This window comes from Nonomuraea sp. NPDC050783 (assembly GCF_040802095.1).
Classification (GTDB): Bacteria; Actinomycetota; Actinomycetes; order Streptosporangiales; family Streptosporangiaceae; genus Nonomuraea.
This window is the reverse complement of record NZ_JBFAHK010000028.1, coordinates 1-14,352: the sequence shown is the minus strand read 5'-3', so window position 1 is coordinate 14,352 and position 14,352 is coordinate 1. Positions and strand designations below refer to the sequence as shown.

General features: G+C 73.7%; 15 protein-coding genes. 5 read left to right on the top strand and 10 right to left on the bottom strand.

All coding sequences use genetic code 11. From position 1 onward, the window contains the following. Nucleotides 1–2 precede the first annotated feature (2 nt). Both AB0H75_RS43450 and AB0H75_RS43445 read right to left on the bottom strand, forming a co-directional pair. Nucleotides 3–503, bottom strand: coding sequence for an RNA polymerase sigma factor (locus tag AB0H75_RS43450; protein WP_367806621.1), 501 nt, complete (start codon nucleotides 501–503; stop codon nucleotides 3–5). 431 nt (nucleotides 504–934) lie between these two features. Next, entirely contained in the window at nucleotides 935–1,696 is a 762-nt protein-coding gene (locus tag AB0H75_RS43445; RefSeq protein WP_367806619.1) for a helix-turn-helix transcriptional regulator, read from the bottom strand. A 116-nt stretch (nucleotides 1,697–1,812) separates the two neighbouring features. Here AB0H75_RS43445 and AB0H75_RS43440 point away from each other — a divergent pair, with 116 nt between their 5' ends. Together AB0H75_RS43440 and AB0H75_RS43435 are read left to right on the top strand one after the other, a co-directional pair. Then, the gene (locus tag AB0H75_RS43440) at nucleotides 1,813–2,892 is read left to right on the top strand and encodes a zinc-binding dehydrogenase (protein WP_367806617.1); all 1,080 of its coding nucleotides are present in this window, start codon (nucleotides 1,813–1,815) and stop codon (nucleotides 2,890–2,892) included. A gap of 294 nt (nucleotides 2,893–3,186) precedes the next feature. After that, entirely contained in the window at nucleotides 3,187–3,750 is a 564-nt protein-coding gene (locus AB0H75_RS43435) for a hypothetical protein (RefSeq protein WP_367806615.1), read from the top strand. Between the two features lie 491 nt (nucleotides 3,751–4,241). Here the strand turns inward: AB0H75_RS43435 and AB0H75_RS43430 are convergent, their stop codons facing one another. Continuing rightward, complete coding sequence (locus tag AB0H75_RS43430; protein ID WP_367806613.1) at nucleotides 4,242–5,681, bottom strand: amidohydrolase family protein; 1,440 nt, start codon at nucleotides 5,679–5,681, stop codon at nucleotides 4,242–4,244. A 296-nt stretch (nucleotides 5,682–5,977) separates the two neighbouring features. Then, nucleotides 5,978–6,847, bottom strand: coding sequence for a LysR family transcriptional regulator (locus AB0H75_RS43425; RefSeq protein WP_367806611.1), 870 nt, complete (start codon nucleotides 6,845–6,847; stop codon nucleotides 5,978–5,980). Between the two features lie 96 nt (nucleotides 6,848–6,943). On the opposite strand from AB0H75_RS43425, the gene AB0H75_RS43420 reads away from it, so the two are divergent. Then, nucleotides 6,944–7,783 carry a TIGR03620 family F420-dependent LLM class oxidoreductase gene (locus AB0H75_RS43420; RefSeq protein WP_367806609.1) on the top strand — a complete coding sequence of 280 codons (840 nt, stop codon included), beginning with the start codon at nucleotides 6,944–6,946 and terminating at the stop codon, nucleotides 7,781–7,783. Here AB0H75_RS43420 and AB0H75_RS43415 read toward each other — a convergent pair. Beyond that, on the bottom strand, nucleotides 7,770–8,918 hold the full coding sequence (locus AB0H75_RS43415) for an amidohydrolase family protein (RefSeq protein WP_367806607.1): 1,149 nt from the start codon (nucleotides 8,916–8,918) through the stop codon (nucleotides 7,770–7,772). The two genes, AB0H75_RS43420 and AB0H75_RS43415, sit on opposite strands and share 14 nt — an antisense overlap. Nucleotides 8,919–9,033: 115 nt before the next feature. On the opposite strand from AB0H75_RS43415, the gene AB0H75_RS43410 reads away from it, so the two are divergent. After that, on the top strand, nucleotides 9,034–9,612 hold the full coding sequence (locus AB0H75_RS43410) for a TetR/AcrR family transcriptional regulator (protein WP_367806605.1): 579 nt from the start codon (nucleotides 9,034–9,036) through the stop codon (nucleotides 9,610–9,612). Between the two features lie 73 nt (nucleotides 9,613–9,685). On the opposite strand, the gene AB0H75_RS43405 is transcribed toward AB0H75_RS43410, so the two are convergent. Then, the gene (locus AB0H75_RS43405) at nucleotides 9,686–10,645 is read right to left on the bottom strand and encodes an NADP-dependent oxidoreductase (RefSeq protein WP_367806603.1); all 960 of its coding nucleotides are present in this window, start codon (nucleotides 10,643–10,645) and stop codon (nucleotides 9,686–9,688) included. Between the two features lie 83 nt (nucleotides 10,646–10,728). On the opposite strand from AB0H75_RS43405, the gene AB0H75_RS43400 reads away from it, so the two are divergent. Then, the gene (locus tag AB0H75_RS43400) at nucleotides 10,729–11,181 is read left to right on the top strand and encodes a winged helix-turn-helix transcriptional regulator (RefSeq protein ID WP_367806601.1); all 453 of its coding nucleotides are present in this window, start codon (nucleotides 10,729–10,731) and stop codon (nucleotides 11,179–11,181) included. Nucleotides 11,182–11,213: 32 nt separating this feature from the next. On the opposite strand, the gene AB0H75_RS43395 is transcribed toward AB0H75_RS43400, so the two are convergent. From AB0H75_RS43395 to AB0H75_RS43380, 4 genes are all read right to left on the bottom strand, one after another. After that, nucleotides 11,214–12,566, bottom strand: a complete 1,353-nt coding sequence (locus tag AB0H75_RS43395; protein WP_367806599.1) for an FAD-binding oxidoreductase — start codon at nucleotides 12,564–12,566, stop codon at nucleotides 11,214–11,216. A 30-nt stretch (nucleotides 12,567–12,596) separates the two neighbouring features. Beyond that, the gene (locus AB0H75_RS43390; RefSeq protein WP_367806597.1) at nucleotides 12,597–13,538 is read right to left on the bottom strand and encodes an NmrA/HSCARG family protein; all 942 of its coding nucleotides are present in this window, start codon (nucleotides 13,536–13,538) and stop codon (nucleotides 12,597–12,599) included. 124 nt (nucleotides 13,539–13,662) lie between these two features. Next, on the bottom strand, nucleotides 13,663–13,869 hold the full coding sequence (locus AB0H75_RS43385; protein WP_367806595.1) for an alpha/beta hydrolase: 207 nt from the start codon (nucleotides 13,867–13,869) through the stop codon (nucleotides 13,663–13,665). 45 nt (nucleotides 13,870–13,914) lie between these two features. Beyond that, nucleotides 13,915–14,352, bottom strand: a 438-nt coding sequence (locus AB0H75_RS43380; RefSeq protein ID WP_367806593.1) for a zinc-binding dehydrogenase, incomplete at its 5' end; no start/stop codon positions are given.

The following is a 14,352-nucleotide window of genomic DNA, read 5'->3' as shown; positions in this document are numbered from 1 at the left end:
GGTCAACCGTCCTTTCCGGCTGTTGTCGGCTCGGCGCCGTTCAGTGAGGCGCGCAGGGTCTTGCGGGCCCGGTGCAGCCGGGTTCGGACGGCGGCGCCGGTGATGCCGAGCGCTTCGGCCGCCTCCTCGGAGCTCAGCCCGCCCCAGGCGATGAGCAGGAGCACCTCACGGTGGGAGCGAGGGATCTTCGCGAGCGCCGCCATCAGGGACGCCCGTTGCACCTGGGCGTCGACACGGCCGGCAACCTGGTCGGCGGGGCCGTCGTCGGCCTGCGCGTGAGGTGTCCGGGAAAGCGCCCGATACCGCCTGGCCTCCGCCCGGTGGTGCCGGGCGATCATGTTGGCGACGATCCCGTGCGGTGCCAGGAAGGGCAACGGGCCGAGCCACGACGTGCGTATGGGCGTGGCCGCGCGCCTGTCGCGCAAGCGGGCCAGCCGGTTGGGACGCATCCGTGAACCGGTCAGGCGGTGTCCGATGACGACCACCTCAGCGTGGAGGTTCACGCCTGCCCGATGGCCTCCTGCGCCGCCCCGGCCGGGCACGGCCGGGGTGGCGGTCACGCTGGTGGTGCACGAGCACAAACGGCTCGGCCGCGGCCTCGACCTGGGCGCCCTCGCGAGCGGCTGCGCGCCGCCGGCATCGGCCTGGAGTTCCTCACCGGCGAGCTGCAGGGCTCCCATGATCCCTCGGGTGTGGTGTTCACCGTGCCGGCGGCCCTGTCGGGGATGGAACGCGAGTACATCCGCGACCGCGACCCGACCGGGCCCGGCCCCGTCAACGCCCCGGGAACGGCTGAACGCCGAAGCCATGCCAGGCGGATCGCCTCGCCCGAGGCCACGGCTTCACATCCAACGAGGTTCCTCGGGCTCTTCAGGTTGGCGCCCCGGACGGGGCCTTCACCGACTGGTGAGCCGGGTGTGCGAGGCGCCGGGAGTCATCGCGGGGTGTAGACCGTCAGGCGGAGACCGGGATCCTCGTTGGCCTGGAAGGTCGCGTAGTCGAAGGCGCGCCCGCGCAGCACCTTGCCGCCCGCGCCGCCCCGCGTGACGTCGTGCCGCGCCCACCAGCGGCCGAACTCCGGGCAGCCACGGCGCAGGCGGGCGGCCAGGCCCGTGAAGGCCGGGTCAGGCGCCCACAGGTCGAACGCGGCGCGGAACTGAGCGGTGGCGTGCCGCGCCTGCGCGGCCCAGCCGTCCCCGAACAACTCGCGGGCCGCCGGCGTGAGCAGCAGGTAGACCAGCACGTTGCGGTCGCCGGGCGGCAGCCGGTCCAGACCCGTGAACAGCTCGGCCGCGGCGGCGTTGACCGCCAGGACGTCCCAGCGGCGGCCGGTCAGGTAGGCGGGCCGGTCGAGGCTGTGCACCAGGCGGGCCGTGCCCTCCGGCACCCGTTCCCGGGTGAACGCGGGCAGGGCCGGCCGGCGGGCCAGCGTACGCAGGTGGGCGTGCTCGGTCTCGTCCAGGCGCAGCGCGCCGGCCAGGGCGTCGATCGTGGCGGCGGACGGGGTGACGGCTCGGCCCTGTTCGAGCCGTACGTACCAGTCGATGCCGATGCCCGCCAGCTCCGCCACCTCCTCCCGGCGCAGGCCCAGCGTACGGCGGCGCGGACGCGGCGGCAGCCCCACTGCCTCGGGGGTCAGCCGTTCCCGTCGGGAGCGCAGGAAGTCGCCGAGCGCGCGGCCGCTCAACTCGGCCATGATCACCGCCTTTCCGCAGGGTGGTACCGGCCCATCCCAGGACGATACCGGTCCTGGTCCCGGCGCCGGCCGGGCGGACAGGATGAAGCCCGCCAAGAGAGAGGAGCGCCACGATCATGAAGGCGGCTGTGCTGGCGGAGTTCGGTTCACCGTTGTCGGTGAAGCAGGTGCCGGAGCTCGTCCCGGGCTCCGGCGAGGTGGTGGTGGACGTCGTGGCGGCGCCGGTGCTGCCGTACGCGGCCGAGGTGTTCACCGGACAGCGGCAATACCTGCTGCCGCTGCCGGTGACGCCCGGCACGGGGGCGATCGGCCGGGTACGCGCGTGCGGGCCCGACGCCACCCGGCTCGCCCCGGGCGACTGGGTGCTGTGCGATCCAACCGTACGGTCCCGGGACGACGCGCTGACCCCCGACATCACGCTGCAGGGCCTGAGCTCCCGCGGCGAGGGCGGGCTGCGCCTGCAGCGGCGCTACGGCCAGGGCTCCTTCGCCGAGCGCCTGCTGATCCCCACCGAGAACGCCGTGCCCCTCGGCCCCCTCGAACCCGGCGAGGCGGCGCGGTGGAGCGCGCTGTGCGTGTGCCTCGTGCCGTACGGCGGGCTCCTCGCCGGCCGGCTCCAGCCTGGGGAGACGGTCCTGGTGAGCGGGGCCAGCGGCAACTTCGGCGGCGCGGCGGTCGCCGTGGCGCTGGCCATGGGAGCCGCCCGCGTCATCGCGCCGGGTCGCAACGAGCGTGCCCTGGCCGCCCTGGAACGCCGGTTCGGCACGCGGGTCAGCACCGTACGGATCACCGGCGGTGAGGACGAGGACCGCGAGCGCATGGCCGCGGCGGCGGCCGCCCCCGTGGACCTCGTGCTCGACCTCCTCCCGCCCACGGCCCAGGTCGCCGCCGTACGCGCCGCCGCCATGACCGTGCGCGAGGGCGGCCGGGTCGTGCTCATGGGCGGCGTCGGCATGCTGAACGGCGACGACCTGCCGCTGCCGTACCGGTGGCTCATGCGCAACAACGTCACGGTGCGCGGGCAATGGCTGTACCCGCGCGACGCCCCCGTACGGCTGGCCGCCCTGGCCCGCTCCGGGCTGCTCGACCTCGGCCAGTTCGCCGTCACCGAGTTCGCCCTCGACGACGCGGCGGCGGCCGTGACCCACGCCGCCGAGCACGCCGCCCCCTTCCGGCTGACCGTGATCCGCCCTTGACCGTCGTCGTCCGGGACAACGGGTTCGCGGGAACGCGGGTTCGGCCGCACCACGGGCGAGACAGCCGCCCGCGCCGGCCTCGCCGAACGCACGTTCTTCCGACAGTGCCGCAGGAAGAGCAGGGATCTCGGCGCAACCCGACTACAGGGCTATCCGGGGCGCATCCATCCAGGTAGCACAAAGTAACCTACGGTTACGTTCTGTAATTGATGGCTGGGTTATCACCCTGATAACCCCGCGTCCCTCATGCGCTTCTTGCCCCCAGGGACGCCATCCCCATCAGAAGGCAGCATCATGAAACGTCTCACCACCACCCTCGCAGCAGCCACCTCCCTCGCGTTCAGCCTCCCGGGCCTTGCCGCCTCGCCCGCCACCGCCAATCCGGACAACGACTACGAGTGCGCAGAACTCGCCCAAGCCGCGCCCGGTGTCGTCTTCGGCTCGCCGCCCTGCTCCTCCAGACACGGCAAACCCGACGACCGCTCCCTGATCCTCAAAACCGGCGAAACCACACCTCAATACTCCTGCGAGGACGCCGCTCTCGGCGAGGAAGGCGCTCTCCTCGCCACCGACTGCACCGAAGCGACCAAGAGCGCCAACACGGGGTCGAGCGTCGCGCTCACGGCGGCCCTCGCCCGGCCCGCGGCCGCTACCTCCACTCTCTCCAGCGCACCCCACGTCGCCGCCGACCTGAGCGACCAGGGCTACGACTATTACAGCTGGTACTACCGTCTCTCAAAGTGCAGATACGAGGGAAACGACGGCATCGCACTGCGCGCGTGGACCGACTACGAATGCGTGGGCATCAACGGCGGCTCCGGCATCTTCGGCTACTACCAACTCTGGACCCGTCGCTAGTAACAGCCCTCCACCTCGGTGTCCGTCGGCGTCAACAACGTCTGGAAGCCCGCAGCGACAGAGCTTGCCTGACCTGGGAGAACCCCGCTGACGCCGGATCCCGCTCATCGTGGTGCACGGCGATGTGGACCGCGATGAGGACACGGGGCGTCCCGTCCGGGCGGATCTGATGGAGGCGCCCCGGGTGCCGGTCCCGGCGCTCCAGCCCCTCGCGCCCAGGCCGGGCGCGATCTCGTACCCGAGAAGCCCTGTGCACCGAAGGCGGGTCGCGATCCTGCCGGCCCCGCACCCGCTCGCCGGCCGCTCCCAGGTCCGCATGGCCGACGTCACCGCACAGCCGCCCGCGTACCGTCGCCGATCTGGTACGCGTCGCGACGCGCCTCCGAACGGCGCCGGCCCAGCCGAGGGTCCGCCCTTCTCGCAGGCGGCCAGGAGGTCCGGGCCCTTCGAGCCGGTTCTCGGCCGCCCCGCTCGCCTTCGGTGCCCTGGGATCAACAACACGCAGGCCGGCCGGCCAGCCGGGAGGGCGCGGTGGCCGGGGCGGCGACGGCTGCTTCGACCCCGGCCAGCATGTCGTCGAGTCGTCGGCGGTCGAGCAGGCGGCCGCGCACGACGACCGAACGGATCTTCTGGGTGTTACGGATGTCCCGCAACGGATCGGCGTCCAGCACCAGGAGGTCGGCCGCCTTGCCGGCGGCGAGTGTCCCGACGAGGTCTTGCAGACCGAGGCAGCGGGCCGCCTCGCTGGTCATGCTGCGCAGTGCCTGCCCGGGCGACAGCCCGGCCCGCACCAGCAGCGCCAGCTCGTCGTGGACACCGGAACCGGGGAAGACGTACGGGTTCGGGGTGTCGGTCCCGCCGATGATGCTCACACCCGCGGCGTGCATCTCGGCCACCATGTCCATCCGGTAGCGCAGGAAGGCGCTCTGCTCGGCGATCTGCTTCGGCGTCGACGGGGCCAGCTCGCCGAGACGTTCGCGCCAGTACGCGCGCACGTCCTGAGGGACGTACTTGAGCCGCGGATCGTCGGCGAAGGTGTCGGCGGGTGAGGAGGCCACCGACAGGATCCTGAGCGTCGGGGACTGCCAGGTGTTGTTGCGGGCCAGGCGCTCGAACAGCCTGGCCGCCTTGGCCGGGACATGGCTGAGCGACGCCTGCCGGTCGAGCTCCCGGGCCAGGTCGTAGTAGCGCCTCGGGTCGGCCGGATCGATGGGGGTCTCCGCGAGCGTCCGCCGGATCTCCTCCTCGCGGGCGGAAACCGCGGTCGGGAGGCCGAACAGGTGCTCCATGCTGTGCATGCCGGCGTCACTGGCCCGGCCGGCGCCCACGCGCCAGGGCAGATGGCCGGCCACCGGCAGGTCGTGACGCCTGGCTTCGTCGAGAATGGCGCCGAAGATGTCGTCGCCGAGGTGGGAGTACACCTTGACGAACTCCGCGCCTTCCGCCGCGGTCGCTCGCACCGCCGCGCGGCCTTCCTCGGGAGAGGCGACCTGTGTGGCGTCCGGCCACACGGAGGGCACGCCGTCGACGATGCTCCCGGCGGTGACGATGCGCGGGCCGAGCAGCGCTCCGGCCTCGATCCTCGTCCTGAGCGCGTAGAGCGTGGGATCTCCCCACATCTCCCTGATGCCGGTGACCCCGTGGGCGAGGTAGAGGGGCGGGTAGACCCGTTCGTCCGTGGCGGTCATGTGCGTGTGCATGTCCCACAGGCCAGGGATGACGAACGTGCCGCGCGCGTTGACGACCGTGGCGCCGTGAGGGACCACCGCCTGGGCGGAGGGCCCTGACCAGATGATGAGGCCCCCGGCCATCACGATGGTCTGATCGCGCGCAGGAGGGCCGTCGGTGCCGTCGATGACGGTCGCGCCGGCCACGGCCAGCACGCCGGTGCCGTCCGTCGCGTGAGCAGGCGTGGCGCGTGAGGTGAACATTCCCGCCGTGAGGCCTGCGCCGCCAAGGGCCAGCCAGCGCGCGAAAGTGCGGCGGCTGACACGTCGAGGCTCTGTCCCTGACATTTTCTCCATCACTTTCGGAACGTGGTGATCGAAGCTTTCTGGTAAGGCGGCTTTCCGGATGCCGGTTCTCCGCCACGGGGGGCGGGCGTGCCTGCGAGGGCCGCGTGGCCGGCTCGCAGCGGTTCTTCGCGGCTTTCCCCACGATCTGGAGATCCTAGGAAGGATCCCCGCTCGGCAAAATCTGTCAGATGACTGGTCTCACAGTGGACGGGTCAGTCTCCGAAGGCTGCCTGGTGGGCGGCGGCGCAGGTGTGCGGGAGGTCGAGCGGCACCACGACGCTGCCGGTGACCGTGGCCCGCGGCGCGAACGGGATCGCCCGCACCCGGGTGGAGCGGATCTCCGCGACCTGGTCGCCCGGCAGCACGGTCCAGCTCCGCGGATGGGAACCGACCTCGACGATCGTGTCCTGGACCGTCCCGCCGGCAAGGCGGTCGATACGCGTTTCGGCCCCGGCCTTCCGTATCGCGGCGGTCAGAGCCTCCGGCAGGAGCAGGCCGTGGTCCCGCGACGGGATCCGCAGTTCGCCGGGGGCGAGATCGGCCACGTCGGCCGTCGCGCGACCGGCGGCGCGGTGCCGCACGGACACGACCGCGAACAGCTGCTCCGTCCAGGCCGGCAGCACCCTCAGCCCGGGTGCCGAGCGCACCCCCCGCGCCAGTGCCATGTCGATCTCCCCCCGTCGCACGCCGTCCAGACGAGCCGCCAGGGGAAGGTCGACCAGTTCGACGCCGACGCCGAGCGCCGAGGGGTGCTCGCGCAACGCGTCGATCCCGCGCTCCAGGCGAGCGGTGAACCCGGCGGCGGTACCGATGCGCATGGTGCCCGCCCGCGTGCCGGCGGCGTCCCGGACCCGGTCCACGGCCGCGAGCGCATCACGCGCCGCGGCGAGCACCCGATGCCCCGCGGCGGTGAGCCGGACCCGGCGCGGCGAACGGTCCAGCAGCCGGACTCCCAGCTCCCGTTCCAGTCGGGCGATCTGCCTGCTGACCGCGGGCTGGGCGATGTGCAGCCGCTCGGCGGCCCGCCCGAAGTGCAGCTCGTCGGCCACCGCGACGAAGTAGCGCAGTGCGCGTAGTTCCACCGGGCCGCCCCCTGTCCTGCGACGATGCCTCCAGGTTATCGAGCGCGTCGCAACTGGTCCTGGTTCCCGGCGGGGACGTGGTGCTGGGATCGGATCATGGATATCGACCTGGGTCTGCTCGGCGCCCACCTGCGCGAGCACGAGGTGAGCCCGGAGAGCGCGGTGGAGGTGGAGCGGGCCGGCTATGGCACGCTCTGGCTGGACGCGTCGCCACCGGCCGACCTCGCCTTCGCGGAGAAGCTCCTCGACGCCACCACCCGGCTGGTGGTCGGCACGAGCGTGGTCAACGTGTGGACCGCCGACGCCGGGACCGTCGCCGCCTCCTACCACCGGATCGTCGCCAGGCACCCCGACCGGTTCATGCTGGGCATCGGGATCGGGCACCGCGAGGTCCACGCCGAGTGGGCCTCGCCGTACGACACCCTGGTGTCCTACCTGGACCGGCTGGCGCTGGCCGGCGTCCCGTCCGAGCGGGTGGTGCTGGCCGCCCTCGGCCCGAGAATGACGCGGCTGGCCCGCGACCGCACCGCGGGCGCCATCCCCTGCATGGTCACGCCCGAGCACACCCGGCGGGCCAGGGAGATCCTGGGGGCGGGCAAGCTGCTCCTTCCCGGACACTTCGCGCTCGCGGAGCCCGATGCCGAGCGGGCCCGCGCCGTCGCCAGAGCCGCCCCGCCCGGGCAGGCGTTGCGGGTCTCCAACTACGCGGGCAACCTCCGGCGGCTGGGCTTCACCGACGAGGACCTCTCCGGCACCGGCAGTGACCGCGTCATCGACGCGCTGCTCGCCTACGGCGACCCGGCCGGACTCGCGCGCGGCCTGGTCGCGCACCTCGATGCCGGCGCGGACCACGTCGGCGTCTACCCCCTCGGCGACGACCCCGTCGCCACCCTTCGAGCGGTCGCCGACGCCGTGCCGGCCATCAGGCGCGAGTGACCGGGCGCGCGCCGGGGTCGAGGTCAGGCTTCACGCGGTGGCCGGCGTGACGGGGTGGCCGGTGTGACGGGGTGGCCGGTGTGACGGGGTGGCCGGCGCACCAGACGGCGCGGATGGCGCGGGTGGCCGTGATGTCCCGGGTCGGGTCGCCGTCGACCAGCAACAGGTCGGCCCGCATGCCCGGCCGGACGGCGCCCCGGTCGGGCAGGCCGAAGGCGTGGGCGGGCAGCACGGTGGCCGAGCGCAGGATCTCCACCGGCGTCATTCCGGCCCGTGCCATCAGCTCGAACTCGTGGTGCAGGCTCTCGCCGTGGGGCACGGGCAGCGGCGCGGACGGCTCGGCGTTCGCGTCCGTCCCGGCGAGGATCTCGACTCCGGCCCGGTGCAGCCGGCCGACGTCGGCCAGGACCTCCTCCAGCCGGCCGGCCCGTCCGGGCGGCGGGGTGGAGGTCAGGAGGGCGGTGAGCAACGCCTCCGTCATGGTGATCGTCGGGATGGACCTCTGGCCGGCGCTCCTCATCGCGGCGAGGGCGTGCGCCCCGATCCCGCCGGTGATCGGCGTGTGTGTGACGAACTCGGCTCCCGACTCCACGGCCACGGTGTAGGCGCCCGGGGTGGCGGCGTGCACGACCGTCTTGAGCCCGTGCCCGCGCGCCGCCTCCACCAGGGCGCGCAGCGCGTCCGCGGGTGGCCCGCCCTCGCCGGGGGCCTCGGCGACGCCCTTGATGTAGTCGGCGCCTTCCGCCACCCGCGCCTCGACGTGCCGGCGGGCATCGGCTGCCGTCAGGATGACGGCTTCCGGTGGCATTGCCGGCATGCGCGCGTGGTGGCCGCCCGGCCCGATCGCGGGCAGTCCGGCGGTGCGGAAGTCGGCCACCCCTGCCGCCCGGCGCAGCGCGGTCACCCGCTCGGCGGGCCAGCAGGCCATGTCGAGCCCGGTCGTCACGCCCCAGGCGGCCAGGGTGGCCAGGTCCTCGGGGCCGTGCAGGTGGACGTGCGCGTCGATCAGCCCGGGCAGCAGCGCCGCCCCGGCCGCGTCGATCTCCTCGGCGCCCTCGGGATCGTCGCCGATCAGCGCGCCGTCGATGACGACGGTACGGGGCTCGCCGAGCCGCATGCCGTCGAAGACCCGCACGTTGCGCAAGGCTGTTCTGCCGGCCCTGAACATGGGTCACCCGCCTCCCCAGATAAGGAACAGATTTGTTCACTAGCGACGCTAGCACGGCGGAGCCCGTGATATATCCGTCCCCATGAGCCCCACCCGCCGCCGCGGAGACGCCCTCACCACCGCGATCTTCCAGGCCGTCCTGAGCGAACTGGCCGGGAGCAGCTTCGAGGAGCTGACGTTCGACAAGATCGCCTCCGCGGCCGGCACCGGGAAGGCGGCCCTGTACCGGCGCTGGTCCACCCCGGCCGAGCTCGTCCTGGCCGCGCTGAGCGACCCCGCGACCGGCTTCGGCGACCCGCCGGCACCGCCCGGCACCGGCGCGCTGCGCGAGGACCTGATCGCCCTGCTCCAGCACTTCGTGCGGGCGCTCGGCGAGCCGCGCGGCCGCGCGCTGCTCCCGCTCATCGCGCACCGCCACCGCCATCCCGAGCTGTTCGAGCAGGTCCACCGGGTGGTGGTGCGCCCGCACCAGGAAGTGCTCCTGTCCGTCCTGCGTCAGGCCGTCGAACGCGGCGAAGCCGCGCCCGGCAGCCTCACCCCGCGCGTCGTGTCCGTCGGGCCGCGCCTGATCCTCCTCCAGGCGTGGGAGGGCGGCGTCGTGGACTCCGGCGAGATCGCCTCCATCGTGGACGAGGTGCTCATCCCGCTGGTCAGGCCGTGATCGCGCGCCGTGGAGCGACGTCCGGAGGTTTCGGGTGATCCGCGCGCAGCCGGGCCGGGGCCGTTGGGGGGGCTCAGCGGGCGACGCTGAGCACGATCTTGCCTCGGGTGCGCCCTGTCTCGCTGATCGCGTGCGCCCGGGCCGCTGCTTCGAGAGGCAGCACGTCCTGGACGACGACCTGGAGACCGCCGTCCTCGACCAGGGTGCCGATGTCCCGCAGGTCGGCTCCTGAAGGGGTCACGTAGAACTCGGTGAACCGGATGCCGCGCGCCGCGGCCGCGTCGCGGGCCCGGTCCCGCCCGGCCCCGGCGCCGGTGGTGCCCATCACGTCGATCAGCAGCCCGCCGGGCGTCATGGTGTCCAGGGAGCGGAGCCCGTACTCGCCGCCGACCGTGTCGAGCACGACATCGACGTCGCGTACGGCAGCGGCGAAGTCCGTACGGGTGTGGTCGATGAGCTCGTCGGCTCCCAGCTCGTACAGGAAGGGGTGGTTGACCGTCCGCGCGGTGCCGATGACGTGGGCACCGCGGCTCCTGGCGATCTGGACCGCGAGGTGACCGACCCCGCCGGCCGCGGCATGGATCAGGACCCGCTGCCCCGCGGCGAGCGCGGCGACACTGGTCAAGGTCTGCCAGGCGGTCAGAGCCGACAGGGGCAGCGCCGCGCTGTGGAGGTGGTCGAGACCCGCGGGCGGGACGGCGAGCGCGTCCGCCGGGGCGGCCACGTACTCGGCGTACGCGCCGTGTGGCGGGAGGACCATGCCGTGGACCCTGTCGCCGGGAGCGAACCGGACGACCTGGTCGCCGACGGCCTCCACGACGCCGGCCACGTCCACTCCCACGGTGAGCGGCGGATCACCGAACACCGGCACCCTGCCCGCGCGGACCTTGCAGTCCGACGCGTTGACACCGGCCGCGTGGACCCGCACCAGCACCTCGCCAGGGCCCGGCTCGGGCCGCCGGACGCGCACCAGCTCCAGGACCTCCGGACCCCCGAAGACGCGCTGGCTCACAGCGCGCATCCACTCAGACATCGACGATGTTCCTCTCGCGCAGCCGACGTTCGTCGATGATGATCCTGGAAGAGGTCGGTACCGTTTGGGAAGAAGGCACCTTCATGACATCTAGGTTCCCCGGAGATACCGCGAGCGCTGACGCCCCGCCGGACGTGATGGGGCCCTACCGGCCGGACTGCCCCTCGCGTACCGTCGTCGAGACGTTCGCCAACAAGTGGTCCATGCTCGTTCTCGGCATCCTCAAGGTGCAGGAGGGGCCACTGCGCTTCAACGAGCTGCGGCGCCGTCTCGACGGCATCACGCAGAAGGTCCTCACCCGGACGCTGCGCGCTCTGGAGCGCGACGGCCTGGTACGCCGCACCGTTCACCCGACCACGCCGCCCCAGGTGGAATACGCCCTCACCGACCTCGGGATCAGCGCAGGGCACCTGGCCAACGCGATCGCCGCATGGTCCGCCGTCAACGTGCCCGACATCATCAGGGCACGCGAGGACTTCGACCGCCGGGGCACGGCAGGAGCCGGCCGGCAGGAGCGGGACCGTACCGGTCGTTGACCGGCCCGGGGCGGCGCCCGCGTCGCCGTCCGCTACGGCGGCGGCGCGTCGAGGGTCGGCGCGACGTCGCCGGCGAACAGGCCGGTCGGATCGACGGCCAGGCGCACGCGCTCCACCCGGACCCGGGTGTGGTTGTCGTGCGTACGCTGGGGCTTCGCGACGTGGGCGACGAAGTTGGGCGCGGTGTATCCCGTCAGGAAGGGCTGGAGGGCGGCCCGTACGGCCCCGAGCTCCCTCGCGGTCTCCTCGCCGGCCACGCCGACCCCGTGATAGAGCAGCGGCGCCGCGAGATGGTCGAGCACGCCGCCGTACGGAGGCGACACGCCGAAGGCGCCGCCGAGCTGGCGCAGCTCGAACGCCGTCAGGCCCGGCCCCGCGTCCAGCGCTCCCGCCCAGCCGGCGGCGTCGATCTCCCGGACCAGCGCGGAGTCCGAGTCGAAGGGCACCGGTCGCAGCGGATCCAGGTGGGTCAGCGGCAGGGCCTGCGGCGGGGCGAGCGCCCACGTGTTCGCCACGGGCGGGGCGAGCGCGGACAGCGGGGACAACATCTCGTCCAGCACGCGCCGCGCGGCGGGCAGGTCGGACTCGGCCGACACCGTCACCGCGCCGTCCAGGGCGACCACGCGCCTGCCGGCCAGGTACGGCGGCAGGGAGGGCAGCGGCGGCAGGGACAGCAGGCGGAAACTGGTGGTGACCTCCCGCGGGGCGTCCCTCGCCCACGCCTGCCAGGCCGGTGCCAGGCGGGCGACGTCGGCGGGGTCCCAGACCGCCATGCCGGTCAGGACACGGTGCATGGGGATCAGTTCGATCTCCGCCTCCACCACGACGCCGAACCCGCCGCCGCCACCGCGCAGCGCCCAGAACAGATCCGGGCGGCACGTGGCGCTCGCCTCGACGACCTCGCCGTCGGCCAGGACGACGGTGAGGGACCGGACGAGGTTCGCGGCGAGGCCGAACCGGCGGCCGTAGAAGCTGAGGCCGCCGCCGAGCAGGTAGCCGATGACGCCGACGCCGGAGGACGAGCCGTGCAGGGCGGTCAGCCCGTACCGGGTCGCCTCGGGCAGGATGTCGCCCCAGGTCCTGCCGGCGGGCACCCGGGCCGTCCGGCTGTCGGGATCGACGCGGACGGCCGCGTCGATGAGCGGACGCAGCAGCAGCGAGCCGGTCAGCGGGCCGGTCCGGCCCATAGCGTGGCCGGTGGTGCTCACTCGCAGCGGCAGCCCCGCCCGGCGCGCGGCGGCGACGGCGCGGACGACGTCGCCGATCGAGCGGGCGGTGAACGCCCCGGCCGGATCGACCGGTGCCGCGAGCTGGAAGGAGGCGCCCGCTTCCGCGTAGCCGGGGGTGCCGGGCGGGCTGAACAGGGTGGGGCCGGTGCCGGTCATGGACACTCCGCCGAGCCGCCGGGCGACCGGTCAGGCTTCGAGCTCGGCACGGTGCGCGGCCAGGAAGTCGATCAGGCTCAACGGCTCCGGGTCGAACGCGCGCGTGGCTTCGCGGTCGCGGAGGCCGAGGTAGGACCCGGAGAACTCGGCGTAGTACTGGAACATGTTCCCCAGCTCGTCGGCGCCGGGCAGGCCGAGGCCGCGGAACTGGTCGTGGCTGAGCGGGCGGTAGGCCACCGGCTCACCGAGCACCGTGCCGAGCGCCGCCGCCATCTGCTCGCCGGTCAGGTGCTCCCCGGCCACGGGGACGGTGGCGCCGACGGTCTCCGACGGCCGCCGCAGCACGCGCAGCACCGCCTGGCCGATGTCGTCGGAGGCGACGCCCGCCACGGCCGCGTCGCCGAGCGGGAGGTGCAGGGCGAGCGTCCCGTCGGGGTCGCGTTGCGGTTTGGCGAGGGTGAGCAGGTTGTCCCAGAAGAAGGAGAGCAACAGGTACGTCACGGGCAGGCCCGACGTGGCGAACAGGGCGTCGGCGGCCCCGCCCTTCACGTCGAAGTGCGGCACCCGGTAGCCGTCGCCGATGAACGGCATCCGGGTGTCGTCGGCGGCGATCGCCTTCCGGGTGTCCTCCAGCGTCGACCAGATGACGTGCCGCAGACCGGCTGCCCGGGCGGCGCCGATGAGGTTGTCCACCTCGGCCAGTTCCCGGGCGGGCGAGCGGTGCTCCCAGTACGGCGTGACGAGGAACGCGCCGTACGCCCCGTCGAACGCCCGGCGCAGGCTGCCCTCGTCGGTGAGGGTCGCCTCCACGACCTCGGCGCCGAGCCGCGCCAGGCTCCGCGCCTTGGGCGAGGCGGCGTCGCGCGTCACCGCCCGTACGGTGTGGCCGCCGTCGGCCAGCAGCGCACGCGCGACGGCACCGCCCTGGGTGCCGGTGGCGCCGAGCACCGTGATCACGTTGTCGTGGGACATCGTCGTTCTCCTGTCGTAGCCGGTGGTCAGTCAGATCGGGGCCGCGGTGGCCGGTGCGGCCGCGACGGGTTCCGGAGGGTCCTTGTGACCCTCCTTCAGGGGTGGGGCGCGGGTCAGAGCGACCTCAGGACGCGTACGCGGTCCGCGACGGCGCGCCGGGCGACGCCGGAGCCGAAGGCGATGGAGTCGAACGCGCGCGGGGCGCCGCCGTGCCGCCGCCGGCGCTGTCGCCCATCACGCCGATGCGGCCGGGATCGACGCCCAGCTCGGACGCGTGCTCGTGCAGCCGGCGCGGCGCCTCGGCGATCCCGGGATCGAGCGAGAGCGGCATGGTCGTTTCCTTCCGGTCCTGCTGTCGGAGGGGGACGACGGGGTGTCAGGCGGCGGGTACGACGATGACGGTCTTGCCGCCGGGCAGCGTGCCCGCGGCGGCCTGGGCGTGCACGGCCGGCAGTTCGGCCAGCGGCACGCGCTGGGCGACCTGGACGCGCAGGTCGCCGGAGTCGACCAGGGCCACCAGGTGGGCGAGCCGGCCGGCGTCGCTGCGGACGTACAGGTCGATGCCGCGCACGCCGCGCTCGGCGTCGCTCGGGGCGGGCATCCACACCGTGGTGTTGACCAGCACCCCGCCGGGGCGGATCAGGGTGAGCAGCGCGGCGAGGCGGTCGGGGTCGAGGGGGGCGAGGTTGAGCGCGACATCGACCGGCCCGCCCACCGCTGCGGGGGTCAGGTCGGTGGTGGTGTGGTCGATGATCTCGTCGGCGCCGGCGGCGGTGACGCGGGCGCGGCTGCGCGGGCCGGCGGTGGCGATCAC

Bases quoted from the DNA above. Each gene is read 5' to 3' on its own strand.
- AB0H75_RS43445 (WP_367806619.1), bottom strand. From the start codon at position 1,696: ATGGCCGAGTTGAGCGGCCGCGCGCTCGGCGACTTCCTGCGCTCCCGA.
- AB0H75_RS43440 (WP_367806617.1), top strand. From the start codon at position 1,813: ATGAAGGCGGCTGTGCTGGCGGAGTTCGGTTCACCGTTGTCGGTGAAG.
- AB0H75_RS43435 (WP_367806615.1), top strand. From the start codon at position 3,187: ATGAAACGTCTCACCACCACCCTCGCAGCAGCCACCTCCCTCGCGTTC.
- AB0H75_RS43430 (WP_367806613.1), bottom strand. From the start codon at position 5,681: ATGTTCACCTCACGCGCCACGCCTGCTCACGCGACGGACGGCACCGGC.
- AB0H75_RS43420 (WP_367806609.1), top strand. From the start codon at position 6,944: ATGGATATCGACCTGGGTCTGCTCGGCGCCCACCTGCGCGAGCACGAG.
- AB0H75_RS43410 (WP_367806605.1), top strand. From the start codon at position 9,034: ATGAGCCCCACCCGCCGCCGCGGAGACGCCCTCACCACCGCGATCTTC.
- AB0H75_RS43405 (WP_367806603.1), bottom strand. From the start codon at position 10,645: ATGTCTGAGTGGATGCGCGCTGTGAGCCAGCGCGTCTTCGGGGGTCCG.
- AB0H75_RS43400 (WP_367806601.1), top strand. From the start codon at position 10,729: ATGACATCTAGGTTCCCCGGAGATACCGCGAGCGCTGACGCCCCGCCG.
- AB0H75_RS43395 (WP_367806599.1), bottom strand. From the start codon at position 12,566: ATGACCGGCACCGGCCCCACCCTGTTCAGCCCGCCCGGCACCCCCGGC.
- AB0H75_RS43390 (WP_367806597.1), bottom strand. From the start codon at position 13,538: ATGTCCCACGACAACGTGATCACGGTGCTCGGCGCCACCGGCACCCAG.
- AB0H75_RS43385 (WP_367806595.1), bottom strand. From the start codon at position 13,869: ATGCCGCTCTCGCTCGATCCCGGGATCGCCGAGGCGCCGCGCCGGCTG.